18 protein-coding genes are annotated in these 23,874 nt (G+C 69.2%); 8 read left to right on the top strand and 10 right to left on the bottom strand.

Features of this window, described 5'->3' with window-relative positions; translation table 11 throughout:
- Positions 1-89 precede the first annotated feature (89 nt).
- From K4G53_RS09750 to K4G53_RS09740, 3 genes are read left to right on the top strand one after another with little or no spacing between them, the layout of a single operon-like run.
- A complete protein-coding gene (locus K4G53_RS09750) occupies positions 90-671 on the top strand; it encodes a hypothetical protein (protein WP_221385492.1) in 582 nt (193 codons plus the stop codon).
- Positions 672-729: 58 nt separating this feature from the next.
- Entirely contained in the window at positions 730-5,874 is a 5,145-nt protein-coding gene (locus tag K4G53_RS09745; RefSeq protein ID WP_374226156.1) for a DNA glycosylase AlkZ-like family protein, read from the top strand.
- Positions 5,867-6,697, top strand: coding sequence for an Fpg/Nei family DNA glycosylase (locus tag K4G53_RS09740; RefSeq protein WP_221385491.1), 831 nt, complete (start codon positions 5,867-5,869; stop codon positions 6,695-6,697). The genes K4G53_RS09745 and K4G53_RS09740 overlap by 8 nt, the downstream gene beginning before the upstream one ends.
- A gap of 24 nt (positions 6,698-6,721) precedes the next feature.
- On the opposite strand, the gene K4G53_RS09735 is transcribed toward K4G53_RS09740, so the two are convergent.
- Entirely contained in the window at positions 6,722-7,342 is a 621-nt protein-coding gene (locus tag K4G53_RS09735; protein ID WP_221385490.1) for a YitT family protein, read from the bottom strand.
- Positions 7,343-7,402: 60 nt separating this feature from the next.
- On the opposite strand from K4G53_RS09735, the gene K4G53_RS09730 reads away from it, so the two are divergent.
- Entirely contained in the window at positions 7,403-8,884 is a 1,482-nt protein-coding gene (locus K4G53_RS09730) for a PLP-dependent aminotransferase family protein (protein ID WP_221385489.1), read from the top strand.
- Positions 8,885-8,911: 27 nt separating this feature from the next.
- On the opposite strand, the gene K4G53_RS09725 is transcribed toward K4G53_RS09730, so the two are convergent.
- Together K4G53_RS09725 and K4G53_RS09720 are read right to left on the bottom strand one after the other, a co-directional pair.
- The gene (locus tag K4G53_RS09725; RefSeq protein ID WP_221385488.1) at positions 8,912-9,604 is read right to left on the bottom strand and encodes an SRPBCC domain-containing protein; all 693 of its coding nucleotides are present in this window, start codon (positions 9,602-9,604) and stop codon (positions 8,912-8,914) included.
- Entirely contained in the window at positions 9,597-10,247 is a 651-nt protein-coding gene (locus tag K4G53_RS09720; RefSeq protein ID WP_221385487.1) for a helix-turn-helix domain-containing protein, read from the bottom strand. The genes K4G53_RS09725 and K4G53_RS09720 overlap by 8 nt, the downstream gene beginning before the upstream one ends.
- 118 nt (positions 10,248-10,365) lie before the next feature.
- Between K4G53_RS09720 and K4G53_RS09715 the strand changes: the two genes are divergently transcribed.
- Positions 10,366-11,328: an RluA family pseudouridine synthase gene (locus K4G53_RS09715; RefSeq protein ID WP_221385613.1), complete on the top strand. Its 963-nt coding sequence runs from the start codon at positions 10,366-10,368 to the stop codon at positions 11,326-11,328.
- Here the strand turns inward: K4G53_RS09715 and K4G53_RS09710 are convergent.
- Positions 11,300-11,830, bottom strand: a complete 531-nt coding sequence (locus tag K4G53_RS09710) for an O-acetyl-ADP-ribose deacetylase (protein WP_221385486.1) — start codon at positions 11,828-11,830, stop codon at positions 11,300-11,302. The genes K4G53_RS09715 and K4G53_RS09710 overlap by 29 nt on opposite strands.
- 35 nt (positions 11,831-11,865) lie before the next feature.
- Here K4G53_RS09710 and K4G53_RS09705 point away from each other — a divergent pair, with 35 nt between their 5' ends.
- Entirely contained in the window at positions 11,866-12,477 is a 612-nt protein-coding gene (locus K4G53_RS09705; protein ID WP_221385485.1) for a DedA family protein, read from the top strand.
- 21 nt (positions 12,478-12,498) lie between these two features.
- Here K4G53_RS09705 and K4G53_RS09700 read toward each other — a convergent pair whose 3' ends face one another.
- Together K4G53_RS09700 and ppc are read right to left on the bottom strand one after the other, a co-directional pair.
- Positions 12,499-12,804, bottom strand: coding sequence for a hypothetical protein (locus K4G53_RS09700; RefSeq protein ID WP_221385484.1), 306 nt, complete (start codon positions 12,802-12,804; stop codon positions 12,499-12,501).
- A gap of 88 nt (positions 12,805-12,892) precedes the next feature.
- Entirely contained in the window at positions 12,893-15,709 is a 2,817-nt protein-coding gene (gene ppc, locus K4G53_RS09695) for a phosphoenolpyruvate carboxylase (protein ID WP_221385483.1), read from the bottom strand.
- Positions 15,710-15,899: 190 nt separating this feature from the next.
- Here ppc and K4G53_RS09690 point away from each other — a divergent pair, with 190 nt between their 5' ends.
- Complete coding sequence (locus K4G53_RS09690; RefSeq protein WP_221385482.1) at positions 15,900-16,733, top strand: DUF1684 domain-containing protein; 834 nt, start codon at positions 15,900-15,902, stop codon at positions 16,731-16,733.
- A 53-nt stretch (positions 16,734-16,786) separates the two neighbouring features.
- Here the strand turns inward: K4G53_RS09690 and K4G53_RS09685 are convergent, their stop codons facing one another.
- The 3 genes from K4G53_RS09685 to K4G53_RS09675 form a co-directional block, all read right to left on the bottom strand.
- Positions 16,787-18,250: an HNH endonuclease signature motif containing protein gene (locus K4G53_RS09685; protein WP_221385481.1), complete on the bottom strand. Its 1,464-nt coding sequence runs from the start codon at positions 18,248-18,250 to the stop codon at positions 16,787-16,789.
- 425 nt (positions 18,251-18,675) lie between these two features.
- Positions 18,676-19,881 (bottom strand): acyl-CoA dehydrogenase family protein, encoded by a 1,206-nt coding sequence (locus K4G53_RS09680; RefSeq protein WP_221385480.1) that lies wholly within the window; start codon positions 19,879-19,881, stop codon positions 18,676-18,678.
- A complete protein-coding gene (locus tag K4G53_RS09675) occupies positions 19,878-20,672 on the bottom strand; it encodes a 3-hydroxyacyl-CoA dehydrogenase (RefSeq protein ID WP_221385479.1) in 795 nt (264 codons plus the stop codon). Before K4G53_RS09675 ends, K4G53_RS09680 begins: the two co-directional genes overlap by 4 nt.
- 163 nt (positions 20,673-20,835) lie before the next feature.
- Here K4G53_RS09675 and K4G53_RS09670 point away from each other — a divergent pair, with 163 nt between their 5' ends.
- Positions 20,836-22,122, top strand: coding sequence for a glycoside hydrolase family 76 protein (locus K4G53_RS09670; protein ID WP_221385478.1), 1,287 nt, complete (start codon positions 20,836-20,838; stop codon positions 22,120-22,122).
- 15 nt (positions 22,123-22,137) lie between these two features.
- Here K4G53_RS09670 and K4G53_RS09665 read toward each other — a convergent pair whose 3' ends face one another.
- Entirely contained in the window at positions 22,138-23,814 is a 1,677-nt protein-coding gene (locus tag K4G53_RS09665) for a glycoside hydrolase family 32 protein (protein ID WP_221385477.1), read from the bottom strand.
- Positions 23,815-23,874 lie beyond the last annotated feature (60 nt).

Below are 23,874 nucleotides of genomic sequence, written 5' to 3'. Positions count from 1 at the left end.
CTTGCTGGGCGGCCGCGGCGGGGCTATGTTGGAGCTACCCACGGCTGGGCTGGGACGGCGACCGGCGGCAGGTCTCGCAGAGGTATCCCATGAGCTACATCCCAGTCAGCAGACGCGCTATCAGGCGGCACCGCGAATCCGAGAAGTCCACCCGGCGCCTTGTGTTCGTCCTCTCCGTTGCCGCGGCCGTGGCGTGGCTGTTGTCCGTAACGGCGTCGACCGCAGTCCAGGTGGAGGCCTACGCCCATGACATTGATCTGGTGGTGCATGACGTATTCCTCATCGTGGCTTTTGGGGCCATCATCCTGGTCGACTGGTATGGCTTCCTGTGGCTCATCGGCAGGCGCGACCTGGCAGAAATCATCCGGCTCGACGGGGCCGCGACTCCGCTGATCTGGGGTGGCCTCGCTGGCTTGATGGTCACCGGCGTGTTCCTGACCCCGCACCTGAGCAACCTGATAACCGACGTCAAGCTCGGGGCGATCCTTGTGCTCAGCCTGAACGGGATAATGCTCATCCCGCTGATGCGGCGGCTCGCACGGTTGCCCGCCAAGGCCAGGTTCACGGACCTGGCCTTTGGCCAGCGCGCGCACCTGGTGACCTGCCTGGTGATCTCGCAGGTGTGCTGGTGGACGGCAATCACCATCGGGTTCATTAACGCGTCGTCCTGAAGGCGGAGCGGGCGGCGGCCCCGACATCACTGTCAGTGCCGTGGGGCATGATGGAGGCATGAACCAGGATCTTGCCCCGTCCGGTGGCGGAGGGCACGGGAGGGAGCCGGCCTCCGCCGCGCCCATGGGCCAGTTCAGCAGGCCCACCCGTGAGTGGTTCCTGGGCGCGTTCTCCGAACCCACACCCGCGCAGGCAGGTGCCTGGAACGCCATTTCCTCAGGTTCGCACGCACTGGTGGTGGCCCCCACCGGTTCCGGAAAGACCCTCGCCGCATTCCTTTGGGCCCTGGACCGGCTCCTCGCCGCTGCACCGGCAGCACCTCCGGACGCCGCCCCGGAAGCCCCTGCCAAGGGAAGGCGGCCGCGGGCGCCGAAGCGCAAGACCCGGGTCCTGTACATCTCGCCTTTGAAGGCCCTGGGCGTCGACGTGGAACGGAACCTGCGGTCCCCGCTTATCGGCATCACGCAGACCGCCAAGCGGCTGGGACTTCCGGCGCCGCTGATCACCGTCGGCGTCCGCTCCGGGGATACACCCGCCGCGGACCGCCGCGCGCTGCTAAGCAGCCCGCCGGACATCCTGATCACCACCCCCGAATCGCTGTTCCTCATGCTCACGTCGAAGGCCCGCGAAACCCTCACGGAGGTGGACACCATCATCATCGACGAGGTCCATGCCGTGGCCGGGACCAAACGCGGCGCACACCTCGCCGTCTCGCTGGAACGGCTGGACGCGCTGCTGCCCAAACCCGCACAGCGCATTGGGCTCTCCGCCACCGTGGAACCCCGCGAACTCGTGGCCCAGTTCCTGGCCGGCTCCGCTCCCGTGGAGATCGTGGCTCCTCCGGCCCGGAAGAACTGGGACCTGACCGTTTCCGTACCGGTGGAGGACATGTCGGACCTGCAGGGCGCCGCGGGCGCTTTCGACTCCGGCCCCGCCTCCGGGCTGCAGCCGCAGGCCTCCATTTGGCCGCACGTCGAAGAGAAGATAGTGGACCTGGTGCTGGCCAACCAGTCCACCATCGTCTTCGCCAACTCCCGCCGCCTGGCGGAGCGCCTGACGGCCCGGCTCAACGAAATCTACGCCGAGCGCCAGCTGGTTGCGGTGGGCGGCGGCTGGGATGATCCGGCTCCGGAAGGGCACGCGGGCGCTCCGGACTCCTCGGCGGGACCGGTGCCTAGTGTTCCTGCCTCAACCGCCACACCCGCCCATATGATGGCGCAGGCGGGCAGCACTTCCGGGGCTGATCCGGTCTTGGCGCGGGCCCACCACGGCTCGGTGTCCAAGGACCAGCGCGCGCTGATTGAGGACGACCTGAAATCGGGGCGGCTGCGGTGTGTCGTGGCCACGTCGTCCTTGGAACTCGGCATCGATATGGGCGCCGTGGACCTGGTGGTGCAGGTGGAATCCCCTCCGTCGGTGGCCAGCGGGCTGCAGCGGGTGGGACGCGCCGGACACCAGGTGGGCGAAATCTCCCAGGGCGTCCTTTTCCCGAAGCACCGCGCGGACCTGGTCCACACCGCCATCACCGTGGAGCGGATGCTGGACGGCAAGATCGAGCGCCTCAGCATCCCCGCGAACCCGCTGGACATCCTGGCCCAGCAGACCGTGGCCGCCACCGCACTGGGCAGCATTGACGTGGAGGAATGGTTCAGCACCGTGCGCCGGTCCGCCCCGTTCGCCTCGCTTCCCCGCTCCGCCTTCGAAGCCACCCTGGACCTGCTGGCCGGCCGGTACCCGTCGGACGAATTCGCCGAGCTCCGGCCAAGGATCATCTGGGACCGGAACGCCGGCACCATCGAAGGACGGCCCGGGGCCCAGCGGCTGGCCGTCACGTCCGGCGGCACCATCCCGGACCGCGGCCTGTTCGGCGTCTACATCATCGGCACCGAGGCTGAGGGCGCCGCCTCCCCCGCCGAGGACGGCAAGCCGGCCCGCGCGCCGCGCGGGGGCCGGCGCGTCGGCGAGCTCGATGAAGAGATGGTGTACGAGTCCCGCGTGGGCGATGTCTTTGCCCTGGGCGCCACCAGCTGGAAGATCGAGGACATCACCCACGACCGCGTGCTGGTATCCCCGGCGTTCGGCCAGCCCGGGAAGTTGCCGTTCTGGAAGGGCGATTCCCTGGGCCGTCCGGTGGACCTGGGCCGCGCCCTGGGAGCGTTCGTCAGGGAACTGTCGGCCTCCGACGCCGGTCCTGCCGCCGAACGCTGCAAGGCCAGCGGCCTGGACGACTTCGCCGCCAACAACCTCATCCAGTACCTCAACGAGCAGAAGCAGGCCACGGAGGTGGTTCCCAGCGACACCACGCTGGTGGTGGAGCGGTTCCACGACGAACTGGGCGACTGGCGGGTGATCCTGCACAGCCCGTTCGGAATGCCGGTGCACGCGCCATGGGCCCTCGCTGTGGGCCAGCGGCTCCACCAGCGGTACGGGCTGGACGGTTCGGCGATGGCGGCCGACGACGGCATCGTCCTGCGGGTGCCGATGATGGAGGACGAGCCGCCAGGCGCCGAGCTGTTCCTGTTCGACCCCGAGGAACTGGAGCAGATCGTCACCGCCGAGGTGGGCGGAAGCGCGCTGTTCGCCTCCCGGTTCCGGGAGTGCGCCGCCCGTGCTTTGCTGCTTCCCCGGCAGACCCCGGGCAAGCGGCAGCCGCTGTGGCAGCAGCGCCAGCGGTCGGCGCAGCTGCTTGATGTTGCCCGGAAGTACCCCACCTTCCCCATCGTGCTCGAAACGGTGCGCGAGTGCCTGCAGGACGTCTACGACCTCCCGGCGCTGAAGGACATCGCCGCGTCCGTGGAGCGGCGGGAGCTGCGGATCGTGCAGACCACCACGCAGCAGCCCTCACCGTTCGCCAAGTCCCTGCTCTTTGGCTACGTGGCCCAGTTCCTTTACGAAGGCGACTCGCCGCTGGCCGAGCGGCGCGCGGCCGCCCTGGCCCTGGATTCCACCCTGCTCAACGAACTGCTGGGCCGCGTTGAGCTGCGGGAGCTCCTTGACGCCAAAGTCATCGAGGCCACCGAGCGCGAACTGCAGCGCCTGGCCCCGGACCGCCGGGCGCGCGGCATGGAGGGGGTGGCGGACCTGTTGCGGCTGCTGGGACCCCTGACGCCGGAGGAAACGGCCGAACGGCTGGACGGCACGGCGGCGGCCCAGGCTGCCGAAGCCGGGCAGCCGGTGGTTGAGGCGGGCGGCACCAGAACTGCCGAATCCAGTCCTGCCGGAACCGAAGCCCTTGAAACCGGCCCCGCTGAAACCAGCGCAACGGTCCCGGAGGCTGCTGCGCACCTGGCCGCCCTGCAGCGCGCCAACCGAGCGATCCGGGTCAACATCGGCGGTGTGGAACGCTACGCGGCGGTGGAGGACGCCGCCCGCCTCCGCGATGCCATCGGCGTGCCATTGCCCATGGGCGTTCCGTTGGCCTTCATCGAGCCCGTGGCCGATCCCCTGGGCGACCTCGTGTCCCGCTACGCCAGGACACATGGCCCCTTCACGGCCGCGGAAGCCGCAGCCCGGCTGGGTCTTGGCGTTGCGGTGGTGGGCACGGCCCTGAAACGGCTCGCGGCCGATGGCCGCGTGGTCGAGGGGGAATTCCGGCCCCACGTGACACCGCCCGGGGCCGGAACATCGGAGGCAACGCCACCTGAAGACGCACCGCATGACACGGCGCTGGACACCGGAAGCCAGCTGATTGACGCTGCGGAAGGACCGCCTCCGCACGCGCCTGCACCCGACGTTCCGCACGCTATCCAGAGCGAATGGTGCGACGCCGACGTCCTCCGCAAGCTCCGTCGTCGTTCCCTGGCGGCCCTTCGCGCCGAGGTTGAACCGGTGGACGCCGCCGCCTATGGGCGCTTCCTCCCCGCGTGGCAGCATGTCCGCACGCCCGGCGGCGGCCGCGGCCAGCCCTCGCTGCGCGGACTGGATGGCATCATCACCGCCATCGACCAGCTCTCCGGCGTGCCTGTCCCGGCCTCGGCCTGGGAACCGCTGGTCCTGGCCAGCCGGGTGTCCAACTACCAGCCAGCCATGCTGGACGAACTGATGGCCGCCGGCGAAGTCCTCTGGTCCGGGGCGGGAGCCCTGCCCGGGAACGACGGCTGGATCTGCCTGCACCTTGCCGACTCCGTGGAACTGACCCTCAACCCTGCCCCCGACTTCGAACCGGGCGACGCCGGCCGGCGGCTCCTGGACCACCTGCGCGCCAACGGCGGCGGCTACTTCTTCCGGCAGCTCACCGACGTTGCTGGCGGCATGGACGCCGTCCTCAGCGACCAGGAAGTGGTCACCGCGCTGTGGGACCTCGCCTGGGCAGGCAGGATCACCGGGGATACTTTCGCCCCGGTCAGGTCACTCATCGCGGGCGGCCATACCGCCCACCGCCAAGTGGCCCGGGCACCCCGGGCCAGGGCCCCGCGCCTGGGCAGGCTCGGCCGTTCCCACGGTACCGGGCTGATGGGATCCCCCGGCCTGTCCGGTAGCCGCTACGGCGACGGACGCTACGGCACGGGCGGGGCCGCCACGCCGCCCACTGCCGCGGGCCGCTGGTCTGCCCTTCCGGAGCCGGAACTCGATCCCACCATCCATGCCCGCGCCACCGCCGAGCTCCTGCTCGACCGCTACGGGGTGGTCACAAGGGGCTCGGTCATGGCCGAGCAGATCCTGGGCGGCTTCGGCCTGATGTACAAGGTCCTGGCACGGCTCGAGGAGGCCGGCCGCTGCCGCCGCGGGTACTTCATCGAACACCTGGGCGCCGCCCAGTTTGCCGTTCCCGCCACCGTGGACCGGCTGCGCTCGTACAGCGAGGACACCCAGCTGGCCAAGGCGGAGCCCGTGGCCTTGGCGCTTGCCGCCACCGATCCCGCCAACCCCTACGGGGCAGCCCTGCCCTGGCCGGCGGTCCAGGACGACGCCGGCACCGGCCACCGGCCCGGCCGGAAGGCGGGTGCGCTGGTGGTCCTGGTGGACGGCGCGCTGGTCCTCTACGTGGAGCGCGGCGGCAAGACGCTGCTGGCCTTCAGTGCTGATGACGACGTCCTGGCGGCGGCAGGTGCCGCGCTGGTGGGCGTCGTGACCCGTGGGGCCGTGGACAAGCTGATCATGGAAAAGGTTAACGGCCACGGAATCCTGGACACTCCGGTGGCTGCCGCCCTCAGCGCAGCCGGCGCCTATTCAACCCCGAAAGGACTGAGGATCCGTGCCTGAAGGCGACTCCGTCTGGCGGGCCGCCCACCAGCTGCACCAGGCCCTCGCGGGACAAACGCTGCTGGCCTCGGACTTCCGCGTCCCGCGCTTTGCCACGCTGAACCTGGCCGGCTGGACCGTTGCCGAGGTAGTTCCCCGCGGCAAGCACCTCCTGATGCGGGTTGTCAGCCCGGAGGACAAAAAGCTCACCATCCACTCCCACCTGAAGATGGAGGGAACGTGGCAGGTCTATCCTCCCGGCGGCAGGTGGCGGAAACCGGGCTTCACGGCGCGGTGCGTGCTGCGCACGGCGGCCGCTGACGCCGTCGGATTTTCCCTGGGCGTGCTTGAAGTAGTGGCGACGGACAACGAGGATTCGATTGTGGGCTTCCTGGGCCCGGACCTCCTGGGCCCGGACTGGGACCTTGATGAGGCGGAGCGCCGCATCCGGGCCCACCCCGAGGTCCCCGTGGGAGTGGCGCTGCTGGACCAGCGCAACCTTGCAGGCATCGGCAACATCTACCGCTGCGAGGCGTGCTTCCTCTCCGGTGTGCATCCTGCCACGCCGGTCTCCAAGGTGCCGGATGTCCGCACCATGATGACCGATGCCAAGCAGCTTTTGGAGGTCAACCTGGGCCCCGGCCGCCGTGTCACCATCCTCAACGCCCGCGGCATGCCCGTCGGCAGGATGGCGGGCCGCCCCGGATACTGGGTCTACGGGCGGGAACACCAGCGGTGCCTCAAGTGCGGGACCCCCGTCCGGCGCGGGCTGCTGGGCAAACCCAACGGCGAGGAAGAGCGGGACATCTACTTCTGCCCGACATGCCAGCCTGTCCCGGCGTGACGTCGGACCGCAGGCAGCTGGTCTTCAGCAGTTGGCGGGGGTAGGCTCCCCGGCGGACTGCGGCGCTGCGGCAGGAACCATGAAGCGCGGCAGCAGCAGCTGGACCAGGGGGCCGATGGCCAGGGCGTACACCACCGTGCCCACACCCACCGAGCCGCCGAGCACCCAGCCGATGGCCAGAACCGTCACCTCGATCAGGGTGCGCGACAACCGGACGGACCAGCCGGTGCGCCTTGCGAGGCCCGTCATCAGTCCGTCGCGTGCTCCGGGGCCGAAGCGTGCACCGATGTAGCAGGCGGAAGCGATCCCGTTCAGCAGGACCGCCCCGGCAAGGAGCCCGGCCTGCCCGGCCAGGTGCGGCACGGCAGGGATGAAGGCCAGGCCGACGTCTGCGAACACACCCACCAGGATGGCGTTGCAAAGGGTACCGAAGCCAGGCATCTGCCGAAGCGGAATCCAGAGCAGCAGCACCAGGAAGCTCACCGCGATCACCACCACGCCGATGCTTAGCCCGGTCCGGTTGGCCAGTCCCTGGTGGAAGACGTCCCAGGGGTCCAGGCCCAGCCCCGCGCGGATGAACATGGCCAGGGAGATGCCATACATGGCGAGGCCGGTAAACAGCTGGACGAGTCTGCGGGTCATCATGGAACCATGCTCCCAACGAACTGGCATTGAATAACATAGCCAGTCTGAAATACTGGCTACATGCCCACTTCCCTTACCGCCTCCGCGTTGTCCCGCCTCCTCGGCACATGGAACCACGGAACGGGGCCGGCGTACCGGGAGTTGGCGGATGTTGTGCGGCTGCTCATCCTGGATGGCCGCGTTCCGCTGGATACGGCACTGCCCAGCGAGCGCTCCCTGTGCGCGGCACTGGGGGTCAGCCGCACCACCGTCACGGCGGCCTATGCGAGCCTCCGGGAGCAGGGTTTCCTGAGCAGCGGCCAGGGCAGCCGAGGCAGGACCCGCATCCCCGAACATACTTCGTTCGGCCCGGCACTCTTCGGTCCCCGGCCGCCGTCGGACACTCCCTCGGCAGCACCCGGCCTCAGTGCCCCCGAGGGCCTGATCGACCTCGCTTATTCGGCGCTGCCGGCCAGCGGGGAGGTGGTGCACCGGGCGTTCGCGGCGGCGCTCACCGAACTCCCCGCCCTGCTGCCCGGGTTCGGGTACGACGCCCTGGGACTGATGCCGATGCGCCAGGCCATAGCAGACCGGTACTCGGCTGCCGGAGTGCCAACGCAGCCGGGGCAGGTCATGGTCACATCGGGCGCCCAGCATGCCCTGACCATCGTCATCCGCACCCTGGCGGATCGGCAGGACCGCGTCCTGGTGGAACACCCCAGCTATCCGCACGCACTGGACGCCGTTCGTGCCGCCCGCTGCCGCCCCGTACCGGTCGCCTTCGCCGAGTCCGGCTGGGACCTGGCCGCCCTGGAATCGGCAATGGCGCAGCAGCAGCCCAAACTCGCCTACTTGGTGCCGGACTTCCACAACCCCACCGGCATGATCATGCCCGATGCCCAGCGCCGCCGGCTGGTCCGTGCGGCCGCCGCGGCAGGAACCGTGCTGGTGGCGGACGAGACACTTCGTGAGCTGAACCTCGACAGCGTTGCCACCACCCCCCTGGCAGGTTTCAGCAGCGCCGTGGTGTCCATCGGCTCACTGAGCAAGTCGCATTGGGGCGGCCTGCGCACCGGGTGGATCCGGGCGTCGGAGCCCATGATCCAGCGGTTTGCCGCGGCACGCACCACCCTGGACCTGGGCGGCCCCGTCATGGAACAGCTGGCCGCCGCCCATCTGGTGCGGGCCCTGGACGAGCCGCTGCCTGCGCTGCTGGAGACGCTGCGCGCCAACCGGGAAGCCCTGCTCGGACTCCTGGCCGGCCACCTTCCCACGTGGCAGGCAACGCGCCCCGCCGGTGGCCTCTCCGTCTGGTGCCGGCTCCCCGCCCCCGCCAGCACCGCACTGACAGTCCTCGCCCCGGATTTCGGCATCAGGCTGGCGGCCGGACCCCGGTTCGGCGTAGGCGGCGCGTTTGAACGCTACCTGCGGCTGCCCTTCACCCTCCCGCCGGACAAGCTCGAGGCCGCGGTGCTGGCACTGCGGGCCGCCCAGGACAGGCTCGACGCCGCACCCCAGCTTCGACGCTCGCTCACCCATGCTCCCGCCGTCGCCATCGCCTGACCCGAGGCCCCGGAGGAGGCGCCCGCGCTAGGCGTACACCCGCTCCAGGAAGCCGCCCCACGCTTTGGCCGTGGTCTCGGAGTCGCCGGCTCCGCTGAAGTCGTGCACCGTCATTCCCACGGGGGCACCGAAGGCGTTCCGGCCGAAGAACCGGAACAGCGCGTCAGGGGTGCGGATGCCCAGGAAGTGTTCATTCGAGAAATCGACTTCACCCACCAGCCGGCCCACACCGTCGAGCTCCACGTCCACGGCCGACCCCCGCCCGGCCGACTCGACGCCAAGGGCCCTGCGCAACCGCGCGAAGCCATCGGAAGCCTGCGATGTGGCGGGAGCCTGGATATCGGTGAAGACCACGGGGCGGCCGTCGAAGTACTGCAGGTACTGGCCCAGTGTGTGCAGGTAGAACTCAGTGTGCCGGCTGGCACCGTCATACTGCTGGTCCCAGTTGTCCGCGAAGATGCCGCTGTGGACGTAGTGCAGCCGGGCGCGGCCGCCGTCGAGCGGTTCCAGGACATGCTCCAGCTGGTTGAACCAGCCGTCCGGCCCCTCCATCCGGGAGACCAGGTGGGTGGGGTACTCGTTGACGGTCTTGACGTCGGGCCACTGGTCCGTGGGAAACATCCAGGCCGGCGTTCCGTTGGTGACGGCTTCCCACACACGCTCCGGCGTGCCGGGAAGTTCTGTGTCGTAAACGATTTCGAAGTTGCGCTTGTCAGTCATTGCCGTGCTCCTTGCGTGTGTCAGTTTCCTTGGCTGCCTTGGTTTCCTTGGGGGCGCCGGTTTCTTTGAGTGCAGGGTGCAGCGCCACCACCAGGCGGTGCCGCCGGCCACCCGCGGACGCGCCGCCGTCGTGGTACTTGTCCACCAGCCGCGTGACCTCCACGCCCAGTTCCTCCGCAAAGGCGGCACGGTCAGCCGCGCTGCGGAAGGTGATGTCGCCGTCGATCGCGAAGGTGGCAAGTTTTTGCCGGGCGGCCGCGGCGCCGGTGATCAGCTTGCCCATCTCCTGCACCATCCTTCCGGCCAGCGCCAGCAGCCAGAAGGCCGAGAAGCGGTCGGAAAAGCGGTGCGGATCCGGCGAAACGGCGGCCAGGGCCGTGGGCGAGATCAGGTACGACGCGGCACTGGCCTGCAGGACCCGTTCGGTGACGTTGCCCTTGCGCCGCTCCTCCACCAGCTCCACCAGTCCGTGCCGCTCCAGCGCCTTGAGGTGGTAGTTCACCTTCTGCCGGGGCAGGCCCACCCGGACCGCCAGCTGTGTGGCGGATCCCGGCTGGACCAGCTCCCGGAGGATGGCGGTGCGGATCGGGTCCAGCGACGCCTCCGCCGCTGCGGGATCTTCGATGACTGCTATGTCCTGCATGCCTCCAGCATGCCAACCGACAACTTTTTTTGTCAAGAACTTTTTTATCGTCGGTTTTGGCGCGATTGACCGGGATCCAGGGCGGCCCACGTGGCGCCGCCGGTAGAATGGACCGGTGATGCAATCCCCCCTTCCCGTGCGCGACGGCGTGAACGCCACCCGCCTGCGGCTTCCGGAGGAGGGCCCGTGGGACACCGCAATGGACTACATGATGCACCGCTGGGGGCACATTGACCCGCAGGGCATCGAGGACAGGTTCGACGCCGGCGAGATTGTCGGCGAAGGCGGCGTACCCCTGAGCCGGCACACCAGGCTCGAGGACCACACCTTCATCTGGTACTACCGCACCCTGCCCCCGGAGACCCGGCTGCCGGTGGAGATCAGCATCCTGCACCAGGACGAACACCTGCTCGTGGTGGACAAGCCGCACTTCCTGCCTACCACTCCCGGCGGCACCTACATCCAGGAATCGGCCCTGGTCCGCCTGCGGAACCAACTGGACCTGCCGGACCTGATCCCCATGCACCGACTGGACCGGATGACCGCCGGAGTGCTGCTCTTTTCCACCAATCCGCAGACCCGCGGCAAGTACCAGGTGCTGTTCGAGAAGCGCCAGGTGCAGAAGGAATACGAGTGCGTGTCCGCGGCCGAGCCCGCACCGGGGCACGCCGCCGTCGAGTTCCCCGCGGTGGTCCGGAACCGGATGACCAAGTCGCGCAGCTACCTCCTCGCCGAGGTCGTGGACGGCGAGCCGAACGCGGAAACCAGGATCGAACAGTTGGAAACGTTCGACGCCGGCACGTCCTTGGATGCCGCGGCCACCACGCAGCGCCTTGCCAGGTACCGGCTGGAGCCGCACACCGGCAAGACGCACCAGCTGCGGGTCCACATGGCGTCGCTGGGGCTGGGAATCCTCAACGACGCGTTCTACCCCGACCTGCTGGACAAGGCCCCGGACGACTACGCCAAACCGCTGCAGCTCCTGGCCCGCGGCATCCGGTTCGTGGATCCCCTGTCCGGCAGGCCAGTGGAATACCGCAGCGGCCTGGAACTCAGCGAAGCGGCCCCAGCACGTTCCTGAAGACCGCCTCCACCTCAGCGCGGAAGAGCACGAACTCCACCAGCTCCAGGCCTGGCGCGGGATGGGATGCCTGGAACCCTGCCAGCGCGTCCCGGGCGGCTTCGGCCACAGCCGCCGCCGGCCACCCGTACGCTCCGGCGCCCACCGCAGGAAAGGCCATGCCCTGCGCCCCCAGGTCCTCGGCCAGCCGCAGGCTTTCACTGAAGCAGGACACCAGGAGGGCGCGGTTGGTCTGGCCCGCGTGCCGGTTGGGGCCCACGGTATGGACCACCCAGCGGGCCGGCAGCCGGAAGGCCGGAGTTGCCACGGCGGCGCCCACTGGGAGCCCGTGCGGCAGGCCGCCGGCGCGGAGCTCCCGGCAGGCGGCCAGCAGCTCAGGACCGGCCGCCCGGTGCAGCGCCCCGTCCACTCCCCCACCGCCGAGCAGCGAGGAATTTGCGGCGTTCACCACCGCGTCCACCCGCCGCTGGGTGATGTTGCCCTGCAGCACGGAAATCCGCATGCCGCCAGTTTCCCAAAGTGCGGTAATTTGTGGCAATGGACTTCGGCAGCGCTGACAGCTGGGGAGCCGCCCTCTATTTCTGGGTGATCCCGTTGGTCCTTGGCGATGCCATTTTTCCGCCCGTCCCGTCCGAGATGGTGGTGATCACGGGGGGTGCCCTGTCAGCGGACGGCAGGGCCAACGTGTTCCTGGTGCTCGTCCTGGCCGCGCTTGCCTCGTGGATCGGCGACATGGTGGTGTTCCAGCTCTTCCGGCGGCGCCTGAGCCACCTGCTGGACCGCTGGAAGTGGGGCCGGCGGGTGCACAGCGGCATCCACGACGCGCTGGCCAAGGCCGGCCGGTCCTCCACCTACGGCACCATCATCGGGGCCAGGTTCATCCCGGGCGGACGGCTGGCGACGTCCGCCGCTTCCGGCATTGCCAACGTGTCGGTCCGCGGCTTCAGTTTGTGCGCCGGCCTCGGCGCGGTCCTGTGGGCCTGCTGGCTGGTGGGCCTGGGTTACTTCACCGGTTCGGCCACGAGGCTGCCGTTCTGGGCCAGTTCCCTCATCGGTGTCGCGCTCGGCCTGCTGATCGGCGGCGTCGTCGGCATCATCGTCACCCGGCGGCGCGGCGACCGGTCCCCGGTCGAGGAGACCGGGCAATGACCAAGCCAGACGCCCTCCAGGCTAGACGGGCAGCCACTTGCCACGGCTGCGCCGCAGCACGCTGAGCGCACCCGTCAGCGCAACTTGTTCGACGGCGTCGCGCATCATGGCTGCCGATTCCCGGGCCTGCTGGTTCTCGCCGCTGTATTCGCTCGCCTCGACGAGGAAGCGAAGGTTCAGCTGCGGCACTCCCCCGGCGAGCTGCAACTGGTGCGCCTCGACGTGGTGCCGGGTTCCGAGCACCTCCACGGCCGTGTCCATGACGGACTCCGGCGGATTTCCCGGCCGCAGCCCGGTGATCTTGAGTCGGGTCTGGAAGGAAGGCATGCCCTCCACCCTATCCAACCTGCGTGCTCTATCACTTATGGTCCCTAACAGCGCCGGTTAGGGACCGTAAGTGATACGGCAAGCTGGGTTAACCGGTGTTGCGCAGGCCTGCCGCCACCCCGTTGACGGTGATGAGCATGGCCCGCTGGAGGCGCTCGTCGATTTCTGCCCCGCTGATGCTGTCCGCTTTTGCGGCCTCGCGGACGCGGCGCAGCAGTTCCACCTGCAGGTAGCTGATCGGGTCCAGGTACTGGTCACGGATCTCCAGTGAGCGCTTCAGCGTGGGCTGGGCGTCCAGGAGCAGGTTTTCCCCGGTCAGCTTCTGGATCTCGGAGACCGTGAGTTCGTACTCTTCCCGGATGGTCCGGAACAGGTGGTGCAGCTCTTCGGGGACCAGGGTGGCCACGTAGTAGCCGGCGATGTCCATGTCCGTCTTGGCGAGCGTCATTTCCACGTTGGACAGCACCGAGCGGAAGAAGTGCCACTGGTCCATCATTTCCACCAGCTGCGCCGCGTTGCCGGCTTCCCTGGCGGCCTTGAGGCCTGACCCGACGCCAAACCAGCCCGGCACGATCTGGCGCGACTGGGTCCAGCCGAACACCCACGGGATGGCGCGGAGGCCGCCCAGCCCGGCACCGGAGTCCGGGCGCTTGGACGGGCGGGAGCCGATGTTGAGCGATCCCAGCTGTTCCACCGGAGTGGACGCCATGAAGTAGGCGGGCAGGTCCGGGTGGTCAACGAGCTTGCGGTAACGCTCGAACGCTGCGTCGGAGATCGTCTCCATGACGTGGCCGTAACGCTCGCGCTGGTCCTCGGAGGTACGGGGGTCCCGGTGCAGGGCGGACCCCTGCAACACCGCGGCCAGCGACAGCTCGAGGTTTTCGCGGGCCAGCTCGGGCAGCGAGTACTTGTCCGAGATGACTTCACCCTGCTCGGTGAACTTGATCTCGCCTTCGAGGACACCGTTGGGCTGGGCCAGGATGGCGTCGTAGGTGGGCCCGCCGCCGCGCCCCACCGAACCGCCGCGGCCGTGGAACAGCCGGACGCGTACGCCGTGCTTGGCGGCCACGTCCCGCAGCTTGCGCTGGGTCTTGTGGATCTCCCACTGGCTGGTCATCACGCCGGATTCCTTGTTGGAGTCCGAGTAGCCCAGCATGACTTCCTGGATGTCGCCCCGCAGGCGGACCAGCTCCCGGTACGAGGGGTCGGACAACAGCTGGTCGATGATCTCGGCCGAGGCCCGCAGTTCCTCCACCGTCTCCAGCAGCGGCGCGAAACCGAGCTTCGCGTACGGCTTGTCGCCGAAGAGGTTCACGAGGCCGGCCTCGCGGGCCAGGACGGCCGCGGCCAGGACGTCGTCGGCGCCGCGGGTCATGGAGATGATGTAGGTCTCGATGACATCGGGGCCGTACATGCGCAGGGCGCGGCGGATTTCGCGGAAGACGTCGTACGTGCCGTCCGCGGCGCCGTCGAGCTTGATCGGGTGCCCGGACAGCGGACGGCGGGAGGCGAGCTCTGAGCCCAGCACCTCGAAGCGCTCCTCGCGGCTCAGCTCCGCGTAGCGCAGCCCGGGGCCGCCGATCCGGTCCATCAGCTGGCCGACGGCGTCATGGTGGTGGTCTGCGTGCTCGCGGATGTCCAGGGTGGCCAGGTGGAGCCCGAAGGAGGCGATGGCGCGGCGCACGCGGGCCAGGGAGCCGTCAGCAGCCAAGGCCGCAGAGTGGTTGCGCAGCGACAGTTCCAGCAGGTGCAGGTCCGCCAAAAGTTCTTCGGTTCCGCTGTAGTCCCGGCCGTGCTCGTGGTTCGAGTTGGCCGCCACGCGCTTGCCGGTGTTGATGAGCTTGGCCTTGATGCAGGTGAGCTTCAGCCGGTAGGGCTCCTGGGCATTCAGCTCCAGGACGCGCTTGTCCAGGCCGGGCAGCTTCTTCAGGTCCTCGTCGATGGAGGTGAGCAGCGATTCGTCCGCACCAGCCAGGGCGGTGGAATTGGAGAGGATCGAAATCAGTTCGTCGATCATGCCGATGCTGATCCGGATGGCGCTTTGGTTCTGGATCTGCAGGATTTCGCGGGTCACGGCGGCGGTGACGTTCGGGTTGCCGTCGCGGTCACCGCCGATCCAGGAGCCAAACCGGATGGGAGCGTCCTTGGACGCGAGGGTGACGCCGTGCTCGCCCAGGAGCTCGGAGAGTTCGGTCAGCATCTCCGGCATCGCGTCGGTGAGGATGCCGCCCAGGTAGTAGATGGCGTTCCGGGCCTCGTCCACGGGGGTGGGCCGGACCTGGCGCAGTTCGTCAGTCTGCCACATCTGGTCGATGATCTCGGCCAGCTGCCGGTCCTGCCGCCGCCGGGCGGTGGAACCCTCGGCGGTGGGGTGGGACAGGACGTCGGAGAGCTTGCGGATCTTGTCCAGGACGGACCGGCGGGATGCCTCGGTGGGGTGCGCCGTGAAGATGGGACGCACGTCCAGCCCGTTGACCACTTCCTGCAGGACGTCGGGGCCGGCCTGGGCGGCGATCTCGGCCACGGTCTTGGCCAGCCAGCCGTCCTTTTCAGCGCGGGTGCGCAGGCCCCGTACCCGATGCACCTGCTCGGCGGCGTTGGCCAGGTGGAAGTAGAACGCGAAGGCGCGGACCAGGTCGGTGGCCTGCTCGATCGGCAGGGAGCCCAGCAGCTCGCGGACCTGGGCGACGACGTCGTGGGCGCTCCACGGGCCGGTGGCATCCGCACCGCCGCGCGCCGCTTCCTTGGACTCCTTGGTCAGCAGGCGGACCTGCTCCACGAGGTCCAGGAGCTCGGGTCCGTGCTGCCGGACCAGGGATTCACCCAGCAGGGTGGACACGCGCCGGACATCCGCACGCAGTTCGGAGGCGAGATCGGTTTCGGGAGGTGTTGCAGTGTGAGCCATGGAAGCAATCTTTCGAGGGTTTCGGACTTGGCTCGTACACTGCGCTGGATACTGTGAGCCACGTTACTAGCTAAAGATGCTACCCCCGCGGCGGCGTCTCGTTCGAATCCGTCTCAAAAGATGTCACCCCTGACGGAATGAACACGCGGCGCGCGCGGTTATAGCCGGGGCATCCCCATCGGAAGGAACCATGGCCACCACCACAGACGCCAGGCTGGAGCGCTGGCAGCGCTTCCGCACCAACCGGAACAAAGCCCTCGCGGCCCGCCACGGCTGGCTGACCCTCACCTCCTTCCAGTGGCTGGAGCACTCCCCCGCCGCCGTCGACCTCGCCCCGGGATTGTGGTCCACCAACGGCACGACGGCGTTCCTCACCGCGGCACCGGCGGATGGGCTGGCGTTGGTGGAGACCGGGGAAACGGTGGACGGCACCGTGTCTGCGGCTTTGGCGGATGAAGAGTCCCTGATGTGGGTGCAGTTCGGCGGGCCGGCCGGGGACCAGGTGGTGGTGGAGCTGGCCATGCGCGGCGGCCGTTACGCCGTCCGCACCCGCGACTCCGCCTCTCCCGTCCTGACCGGATTCGACGGCGTTCCCACCTACCCCTACAACCCGGACTGGGAAGTCGAAGCCCGCTTCGAGCCGTACCCCGGGCCCGTGGACGTCCCCATCAGTACCGCCAACCCCCTGGTGGACGGGGTGCACCGCAGCGTGGGCGAGGTGGTTTTCCGGCTCCCCGGCAGCCCACACGAATTCCGGCTGCAGGCGGAGGAGGAGAAGCTCGGAGCCCTGACGGTCACGTTCCATGACGAGACCAACGGCGCTGCCCCGCCGGGACAAACAGCCGACTGGCGGAAACTCTCCACGCCGCGGCCGCGGCCGGACGGCACGGTGGTGCTGGACTTCAACCGGGCCATCAACTACCCCAGTGCCTTCACCCCCTACGGCACCTGCCCCATGCCGGTGAAGAACAACAGCCTGGACATCCGGGTGGAGGCCGGCGAAAAGGCGCCCTACCCCGCGTGATGGTCATGCCGCCAACACGGCTGCCGCCGGATGCAGCCCGCCGACCGGGGTTGCTACGGAATCCCGGTCTTTCCGGCCGTGGCACGCTTTCTGGATAGCGCGCGTTTCCTGGACACTCCGCGCGTGCTCGACACAGCGCCTTGGAAAGGCTGCGGGCGCCCAGCGATGCGCGCCGATACCACCCTCCCCAATACCTGGACAGCAAGGGGAGGTGGGACTTGTTCTGCCGCTGAAGGATGGCCGGCGTTCCCGTGTTGATCCGGCCCGGGCAGCGCCGTTCCCGGTAACGGTGGTGCGGTTGATCGGTAGGTGTGGCCGGTTGGGGTGGTTGTGGTGACGGTGTGCCGCGGGCGTGGTTCTGGTTTGGCGGTCCAGCCGGGGGTTTCCTTGGTGTGGTTGCAGGCTTCGCAGAGCCCCTGGCCGTTGCCGGCGGTGGTGGGTCCGCCGCCCTGCCAGGAGACGATGTGGTCGTGGTGCCGGATGGGGGCGTCGCAGTACGGGGTGCGGCAGGTGTCGTCCCGGACCTGGAGGAAGCGCTTCAATCCTGCCGGGAAGAGCCGGGCTTTGGAGTCCATCGCGACAAGTTCCCCGGTGCCGGGGGCGGTGTAGAGCCGGCGGAGGAAGAGGTTGAGTTCCTGCACGCCGGCTTCGCTCTTGCCGGTTTCGCTCCGTGCGGTGTCATTCCTGGCGGCGTCGTTTGTGCCGCTCTTGCCTGTGCCGCTTCTGCCGGTGAGGGCGAGGTCGCGGGCTACCGTTGCGGGGATGGTGCCGTAGCCGGGGAGGCGTGCGGGTTCGGCGTCTGCCTGGAGGAGGGTGCGGTCGGTCATGACGAGCTGGATCTCGACCCCGGTGATGCCGCCGGGGGTGCCGGTGACGCGTTCGACCAGGGTGTCGGCCATGACCTGCCCGCGGGACCGGTCATCGCCTGCCGAGCGGGCGGTGTCGGCGTCCCGGGTGAGGGCGGCGTAGGTGGCGACGCCCTGGGCGACGGGCAGCAGGGCGGTGAGGTAGGCCATGGTGTCCGGGGCGGGGCGCAGGCTTACGCTCCGCTCGCCCACAGCCCGGGCCGCACGCTTCGCCACAGAGGCAGGGTCCCGCCGGTAGGCCGCGGCACGCACCGCGGCCACGATCGCCCTATCACCGGCGCCGTCGAGAGTTCCGGTCTCGGCGGCGAGCTCCTCGTCAACCGCGGCCCGGTCCCCGGCCGACAGGCAGATGGTTTCCTTCACGACCAGCGTTGCCCGCCACTCATTCAACCGGCCGGCCCGAAAAGCGTCGAACGTATGCGGCATCCCCGTGAGGGTTTTAGCCATGCCCAGCAGCCGGGAAGCGCGGGCCGGGGACTCCCGCCGCGCGAGCGCGATCTGCGCCGCCACCCCGGCGCCCTGCTCATCCACGGGCAGCCCGGCAGAGGCCTGCTCCCGCCGCTGCTGAAGATCAAACGCCACGGCAAGCCGCGCCTGCTGCGCCCCCGCTAAACACTTCAGATCCTCCAACCCCCGGATCTGCTCCATCATCCCCGAGCCATCAGCGGCGAGCGGCGCGGCACGAAGCAGAGCCAGGACATCAGCAAGGGACGGAACACCAGACGAGGAAGCGGGCGCACTCCCGGCAGCCGAAATGCCAAGCGATGGCCGGGGTGCGCCAGCAACTGCAGTCAAGGTGGCCGGAACGACAGGCCCTGGCTGAAGGGCGCAAGCAGCTAACGGCCCCTGAGGCTCCGCCTCAAGTGCTGCCGCCGTCCCCACAACCGCTTCCATAACCGAAGTCTTCCACCAGGCACTGACATCAGCAGCCGCCCACGAACCCTATGTGGAAAACTTCCAAGGCCAAGGCCGGGGTTAAGGCAAAGCGCCAACGGCCGCCGCCAAGCCTGTAAAAGCCAGCCACCCGCCGTCGTGCCTCCTATAAGGCAGGCGCGTGCCTCCTCTAAGGCAGGTGCCTAGGCAATCGCGGAGACGCCCGTGATGGCGCGGCCCACGATGAGGGTGTTGACCTCGAACGAGCCCTCGTAGGTGTAGATGGCCTCGGCGTCGGCGAAGATCTTGGCCATCCGGTAGTCGGTGACGATGCCGTTGCCGCCCAGGATCGACCGGCCCAGCGCCACGGTCTCGCGCATCCGCGCACTGATGTAGGACTTGGCCAGCGCAACCTTGGGCATGTCCGCGTCGCCCTGGTCCTGCAGCCGGGCCAGCCCGGCCATCATGCCCATGCTCGCCACCGCATTCCCCAGCATGGTCACCAACTGCTGCTGGATCAGCTGGAACGCCGCCAGCGGCCGGCCGAACTGGTGCCGTTCGACGGCGTACTGCCGTGCGACGTCGAACGCGGCCAGCTGCTGGCCCACGCCCTGCCAGGCCACCATGATGCGGGAGCTGCGGAGCAGCTCCTTGGTGTCCTCGAAGCTGCTGATCCCACTAAAGCGGTCCGCCTCGGCCACGCGGACGTCCTGGAACACGATGTCCGCGTTCTGGACCGTCCGCAGCGCGATCTTGTTCTCGATCCGGGTGCGCCTGACGCCGGGCAGCGCGGCGTCCACGATGAACCCCCGGACCGCCCCGTCCGCTTCGTCGCGCGCCCACACCAGCATGTAGTCGCAGAACGTTCCGTTGCCGATCCACCGCTTGGCGCCGTTTAGCACCCAGGCGTCGCCGCCGCTGTCCGCTTTCCCGGTCCTGGACGAGATCCGCCGCGCCCGGGTTTCCATCCCGCCGGCGACGTCGGACCCGTGCAGGGGCTCGGTCAGGGCAAAGGCGCCGGTGACGCGCAGGTCCGAGGCGTCCGCCAGGAGCCGCTGCTTTTGGTCCTCGCTGCCGAAGTCGTACAGGGACTGGACGAACAGGTCATGGTGGACCAGGAAGAACGTGGCAATGGAGGTGTCCACCCGGGTCATTTCCGCGATGACCAGCCCGGCGAACAGGTTGCTGTACCCGCGCTGGGATGGCGTGCTCAATTCCAGCGCGGCCAGCTTGGGCAGGAGGTGCGCGGGGAACTCGGCCTTGTTCCACCAATCGCCGGCAAAGGGTGCGATCTCGGCGGCCAGGAAGTCCCGCAGCTGCGCGAGCTTGCGGCGTTCCGTGTCGTTGAGCAGGGATTCGACGGCGAAAAGGTCCGCTGAAGGAAGCTGTGACAGGTCCAAGCCGGTCATTTCGGCCCCATCCTGATGGCACCGTCCAGCCGGATGGTCTCGCCGTTAAGCATGGCGTTGTCCACGATGTGCGCCACCAGGTTGGCGTACTCCGCCGGCTTGCCCAGCCTGGAGGGGTGCGGAACCTGGGCACCCAGCGAGTCCTGGGCTTCCTGCGGCAGGCCCGCCATCATGGGTGTTTCGAAGATGCCCGGGGCGATGGTGACCACCCGCACCAGCGAGCGCGCCAGCTCACGGGCGATGGGCAGCGTCATGGCTGCCACCGCGCCCTTGGATGCGGAGTACGCGGGCTGGCCGATCTGCCCGTCGAACGCGGCCACGGAGGCCGTGTTGATGATGACGCCGCGTTCCGGGCCGCCGAGTTCGGTGGCCACCGGCTCGGTGGCCACCATGGCCTCAGCCGCCAGCCGCAGCACGTTGAACGTTCCCACCAGGTTGACCTGGATGACCCGGCTGAAGGTGTCCAGCGGCAGCACGCCTTCGCGTCCCAGCACCTTGCCGGGCGTGGCGATGCCGGCGCAGTTCACGACGATCCGCAGCGGTCCCAGCTCACTGGCGGTCGCGACGGCGGCCCGTACGTCCGCCTCGCTGGTTACGTCGGCGGGGGCAAAGACGGCGGACTGGCCGGTTTGGGCGCGGCCGTTGAGTTCATCCGCCACTGCCTGCCCGCCTGAGGAGGGAAGGTCCAGCAGCACCACGGAGGCGCCGTCGTCGAACAACCTCCGCGCCGTGGCGGCGCCCAGCCCGGAAGCACCCCCGGTGACAAGTGCCACGCTGCCTTTGCTGTCCATACATCCTCCTTGATGCGTGTCCCCCGGCTGCGGGCCAGCGGTATCAGTTAGTGAATGTTAACTGAAATCCGGCGTTCCCGCACGTGTCCGGCCTGGTTCACGACTGCTCCCGCCAATCGGAGGTGCGCGTGGTGGCCTGCGGCCCGCGGCTAGGGTGGACGGCATGAGCACCAGCAGCCCCGCTTTCACCGACTGGCCCGACCGGGCCAACCACGCCGCGCAATCCGTGACCGCCCTGTTCGGCCGGAAGCTGCTGTTCCTGCCCGGAACACACCTGGGCGCCGTGCTGTGGCAGGGAAAGCACCCGGCCGGGCAGGGCAAGCCTCCGGCGGGGCAGGAATCGGAACCGGACGGCCGGCCGCGGGATCGGTGGCTTGCCGCGCTGCGGCGCGCCAGGCCGGCCGCGGGCCTCGTCCTCCCTTGGCACTACTGGTGGCAGGCGCACTACGTGGACTGCCTGGTGGACACCGGCATGCGCGAACTGGGCGGCGGGGCCACCCCGGCAGCGCGGTTCAACGGCCCGCACCGCCCCAGCGCCGGACGCCTGGCCTCGCGGCTGGTCACGGGCGTCCGGCTGCGCAATGCGCTGACGTTCGTGAACAACTACTACGACGACATGGCGTGGCTTGCCCTGGCCACCCTGCGGCTCGACCGGCTGGCGGAGGACACCCGGCGGCCCGGACGCCGGCGCAACGCCGCCGTCCGCGCGGCACTGACCCTGCAATTCGATGCGGCGTGCACGGACGATCTGGGCGGCGGGACTTTCTGGAGCAAGAAGCGGGACTTCAAGAACACCCCGGCCACGGCTCCGGTGGCATTGTTCTATGCCCGCACCGGCCAGCAGGCCAAGGCCCAGGCGCTGCTGGACTGGCTGGACGCCACCCTCTTCGACGCCGGCCAGGGCCTTTACCTTGACGGTGTCCGGGTGGACCCGTCCGGCGGGACGCTGGTGGAGCGTGCCGTCTACACCTACAACCAGGGCCCCGTGCTGGGCGCGCTCCTGGAACTGGGCGGGGAAGCGAACCTGGCCCGGGCTGCGGCGCTGGTGGAGGCGGTTGGCCGGAAGCTGACCATCCCGGGCAGCCCAGTGCTCCGGTGCGAGGGATCGGGCGACGGCGGCCTGTTCACCGGGATCCTCTGCCGTTACCTTGCACTCGCAGCAGTCGACGGCCGGCTTCCCGACGCCACCCGGGCCGCCGCGGCCCGGCTCGTGACCGCCACCGCCGAGGCCTTCTGGTCCGGCCGCCGGGAGGTGGCTGCCGGCGAGGCGCGGCCCGCGTCCGCAGGCAGGAGCATTTTCTCCGTGCATGCAGCCCAACCGGCGGCCGAAACGTATCCGCCGGGCGCCGCCGTCGAACTCGCCACCCAGCTGCAGGCGTGGATGACGCTGGAAGCCGCGGCGAGGGTCAGCGCCGCCGCCCTTCCCGCGGACCCGGACCGCACCGCCTAGCGGAAGCCATGCCGTCTAGCGGATGCCAGCCAGCGGCGTCACCGCGCCACCCCTGAGCCGCACCGGACCGTCGGCTTCCAACCGGACTCCCTTATCGCCGTCCGGCGGGAAGACGAGGGCCGTGAGCGACTGTCCGTCACCAAAGACCTCGACGGAGGAGCGGTCCACGTAAATGGTGAGGTGGACGGTGTCCCCGGAGGGCCGGACGTCCACGGACTGGGGCTGGCGGTAGGCAGCATCCACGGCGGGACTCCCCGGCTGACCCTGGGCAGGGTGTCCGTGGGCGCCGGCTACCGCGTCGCCGTCCCGGGCCACGAATGCCCGGCCGGCCTTGAAGTCGTAACCGATGGTGGCGTAGGTAGCGCCCCCGCTTTGCAGGAGGAGCCTTGCCACGCCGGCGCCGTCGGCGGGCCGAACAAGTTCGACGTCGGCCTTGAACGCGCCGCTGTCCGGTACCGTGAGCGCCCGCCCGTCCCCGAGTCCGCCGCCGGGGATCTGCGCCGGCTCCCCTTCCAGCGATTGCAGCGAAGGGGTGGGCGCCGAGACCAGGGCGGGGCGGCCGCCGCGGGACTCCAGGCGAATGTCCCGAACTACGGAAGCCACGCCGTACCAGTCCTTGGTGGGCAGCTGCCGGGCGTAGGCCCAGTTGTTCATCCAGCCGATGGCGTGCCGGGACGCCTTCCGCTGGCCGTCGGGCAGGCGCGGATCATCAAAGGTGACGGCGGCGTAGAAGTCCGCTCCGCCGTCGAGCCACTGGTGGGCGCCCTGGGGCTTGAACGACTTGCCATCGAAACTGCCGGTCCAGTACGCCAGGCCAGTGGTGCGGCCCTCTGCGGAGCCGTTGGCGCTGGCGGCCAGGACCCAGGTGCGTTTGGCGGGGTCGCCGTCGATATCCAACTGGAAGAAGTCGGGGCATTCCAGGATGCCGAGCCCGTCCTGCTGGAAGTCCGAAACATAGCTCCACTGTTTCAGGTCCGGGGACGTGTAGAAGCCGATCTTGTGCCCCTCGGCGAGCAGCATCAGCCACTGGTTGCTGGCGTCGTCGCGCACGATCCTGGGGTCCCGCCAGTGCTCGGCGCCGGGGTTCTCCATCACCGGGTTCTGCCCGTAGCTCTGGAAGCTGTAGCCCTGGTCCGTGGAGAAGAACAGCGACTGGCGCTGGACTCCGTCGTGCTGCTGGGTGAGGACAGCAATGACGGCTCCCTTGCCGAATCCGGCGGTCCCCTCCGTGTCCACCACCGCTGACCCGGTTTCGATGTCGCCAAGGCCGTTGCGGAACTTGGGAATGGCCACGCCCTCGTTCTTCCAATGCACCAGGTCCGTGCTGGTGGCGTGGAACCACTCTGTGCCGTTCCCCTCCGGATAGTCGGCGTTGTAGAGGTAGTAGTAGTGCCACACACCGTCCAGGAGGAAGGGCCGCTGGGGATCGTTCATCCAGCGCTGGTCCGGGGTGAGGTGGTAGGCCGGCCGGTACCCGGACTCCTGCGCCGGGGCAGCCTCCGCCGGAGGAGCGGCGGTGGGTGTGCCGGTGCCGGGCCGGCTGTTGTCCTGGGCGGTGTTGTCGCGCGCGCTGTTTCCGGCGAGCAGCAGCGATGCGGCCACGGCCAGGGCGGCCACCGCGGCCAGCACGGCCCAGAGGAGGGGGCGGCGCCGGAGGGCGGCCAGGACTGTTCCGGAAGGTGTGGAGGGCATGGGATGTCGATCCGTCGCTGAACGCACAAGCGCCGTCCCCCGGGAGCGGGGAACGGCACC

The sequence above is a fragment of the Arthrobacter sp. MAHUQ-56 genome (genome assembly GCF_019710585.1).
Taxonomy (GTDB): domain Bacteria; phylum Actinomycetota; class Actinomycetes; order Actinomycetales; family Micrococcaceae; genus Arthrobacter.
Note: the sequence above shows the minus strand (reverse complement) of the source record. Positions and strands in the feature narration are given on the sequence as shown.

What these genes read in the sequence shown, in the direction of transcription:
- K4G53_RS09665 (WP_221385477.1), bottom strand. Translation starts at nt 23,814, where the DNA reads ATGCCCTCCACACCTTCCGGAACAGTCCTGGCCGCCCTCCGGCGCCGC.
- K4G53_RS09720 (WP_221385487.1), bottom strand. Translation starts at nt 10,247, where the DNA reads ATGCAGGACATAGCAGTCATCGAAGATCCCGCAGCGGCGGAGGCGTCG.
- K4G53_RS09705 (WP_221385485.1), top strand. Translation starts at nt 11,866, where the DNA reads ATGGACTTCGGCAGCGCTGACAGCTGGGGAGCCGCCCTCTATTTCTGG.
- K4G53_RS09680 (WP_221385480.1), bottom strand. Translation starts at nt 19,881, where the DNA reads ATGACCGGCTTGGACCTGTCACAGCTTCCTTCAGCGGACCTTTTCGCC.
- K4G53_RS09675 (WP_221385479.1), bottom strand. Translation starts at nt 20,672, where the DNA reads ATGGACAGCAAAGGCAGCGTGGCACTTGTCACCGGGGGTGCTTCCGGG.
- K4G53_RS09715 (WP_221385613.1), top strand. Translation starts at nt 10,366, where the DNA reads ATGCAATCCCCCCTTCCCGTGCGCGACGGCGTGAACGCCACCCGCCTG.
- K4G53_RS09730 (WP_221385489.1), top strand. Translation starts at nt 7,403, where the DNA reads ATGCCCACTTCCCTTACCGCCTCCGCGTTGTCCCGCCTCCTCGGCACA.
- K4G53_RS09700 (WP_221385484.1), bottom strand. Translation starts at nt 12,804, where the DNA reads ATGCCTTCCTTCCAGACCCGACTCAAGATCACCGGGCTGCGGCCGGGA.
- K4G53_RS09670 (WP_221385478.1), top strand. Translation starts at nt 20,836, where the DNA reads ATGAGCACCAGCAGCCCCGCTTTCACCGACTGGCCCGACCGGGCCAAC.
- ppc (WP_221385483.1), bottom strand. Translation starts at nt 15,709, where the DNA reads ATGGCTCACACTGCAACACCTCCCGAAACCGATCTCGCCTCCGAACTG.
- K4G53_RS09745 (WP_374226156.1), top strand. Translation starts at nt 730, where the DNA reads ATGAACCAGGATCTTGCCCCGTCCGGTGGCGGAGGGCACGGGAGGGAG.
- K4G53_RS09750 (WP_221385492.1), top strand. Translation starts at nt 90, where the DNA reads ATGAGCTACATCCCAGTCAGCAGACGCGCTATCAGGCGGCACCGCGAA.
- K4G53_RS09690 (WP_221385482.1), top strand. Translation starts at nt 15,900, where the DNA reads ATGGCCACCACCACAGACGCCAGGCTGGAGCGCTGGCAGCGCTTCCGC.
- K4G53_RS09725 (WP_221385488.1), bottom strand. Translation starts at nt 9,604, where the DNA reads ATGACTGACAAGCGCAACTTCGAAATCGTTTACGACACAGAACTTCCC.
- K4G53_RS09710 (WP_221385486.1), bottom strand. Translation starts at nt 11,830, where the DNA reads ATGCGGATTTCCGTGCTGCAGGGCAACATCACCCAGCGGCGGGTGGAC.
- K4G53_RS09735 (WP_221385490.1), bottom strand. Translation starts at nt 7,342, where the DNA reads ATGATGACCCGCAGACTCGTCCAGCTGTTTACCGGCCTCGCCATGTAT.
- K4G53_RS09685 (WP_221385481.1), bottom strand. Translation starts at nt 18,250, where the DNA reads ATGATGGAGCAGATCCGGGGGTTGGAGGATCTGAAGTGTTTAGCGGGG.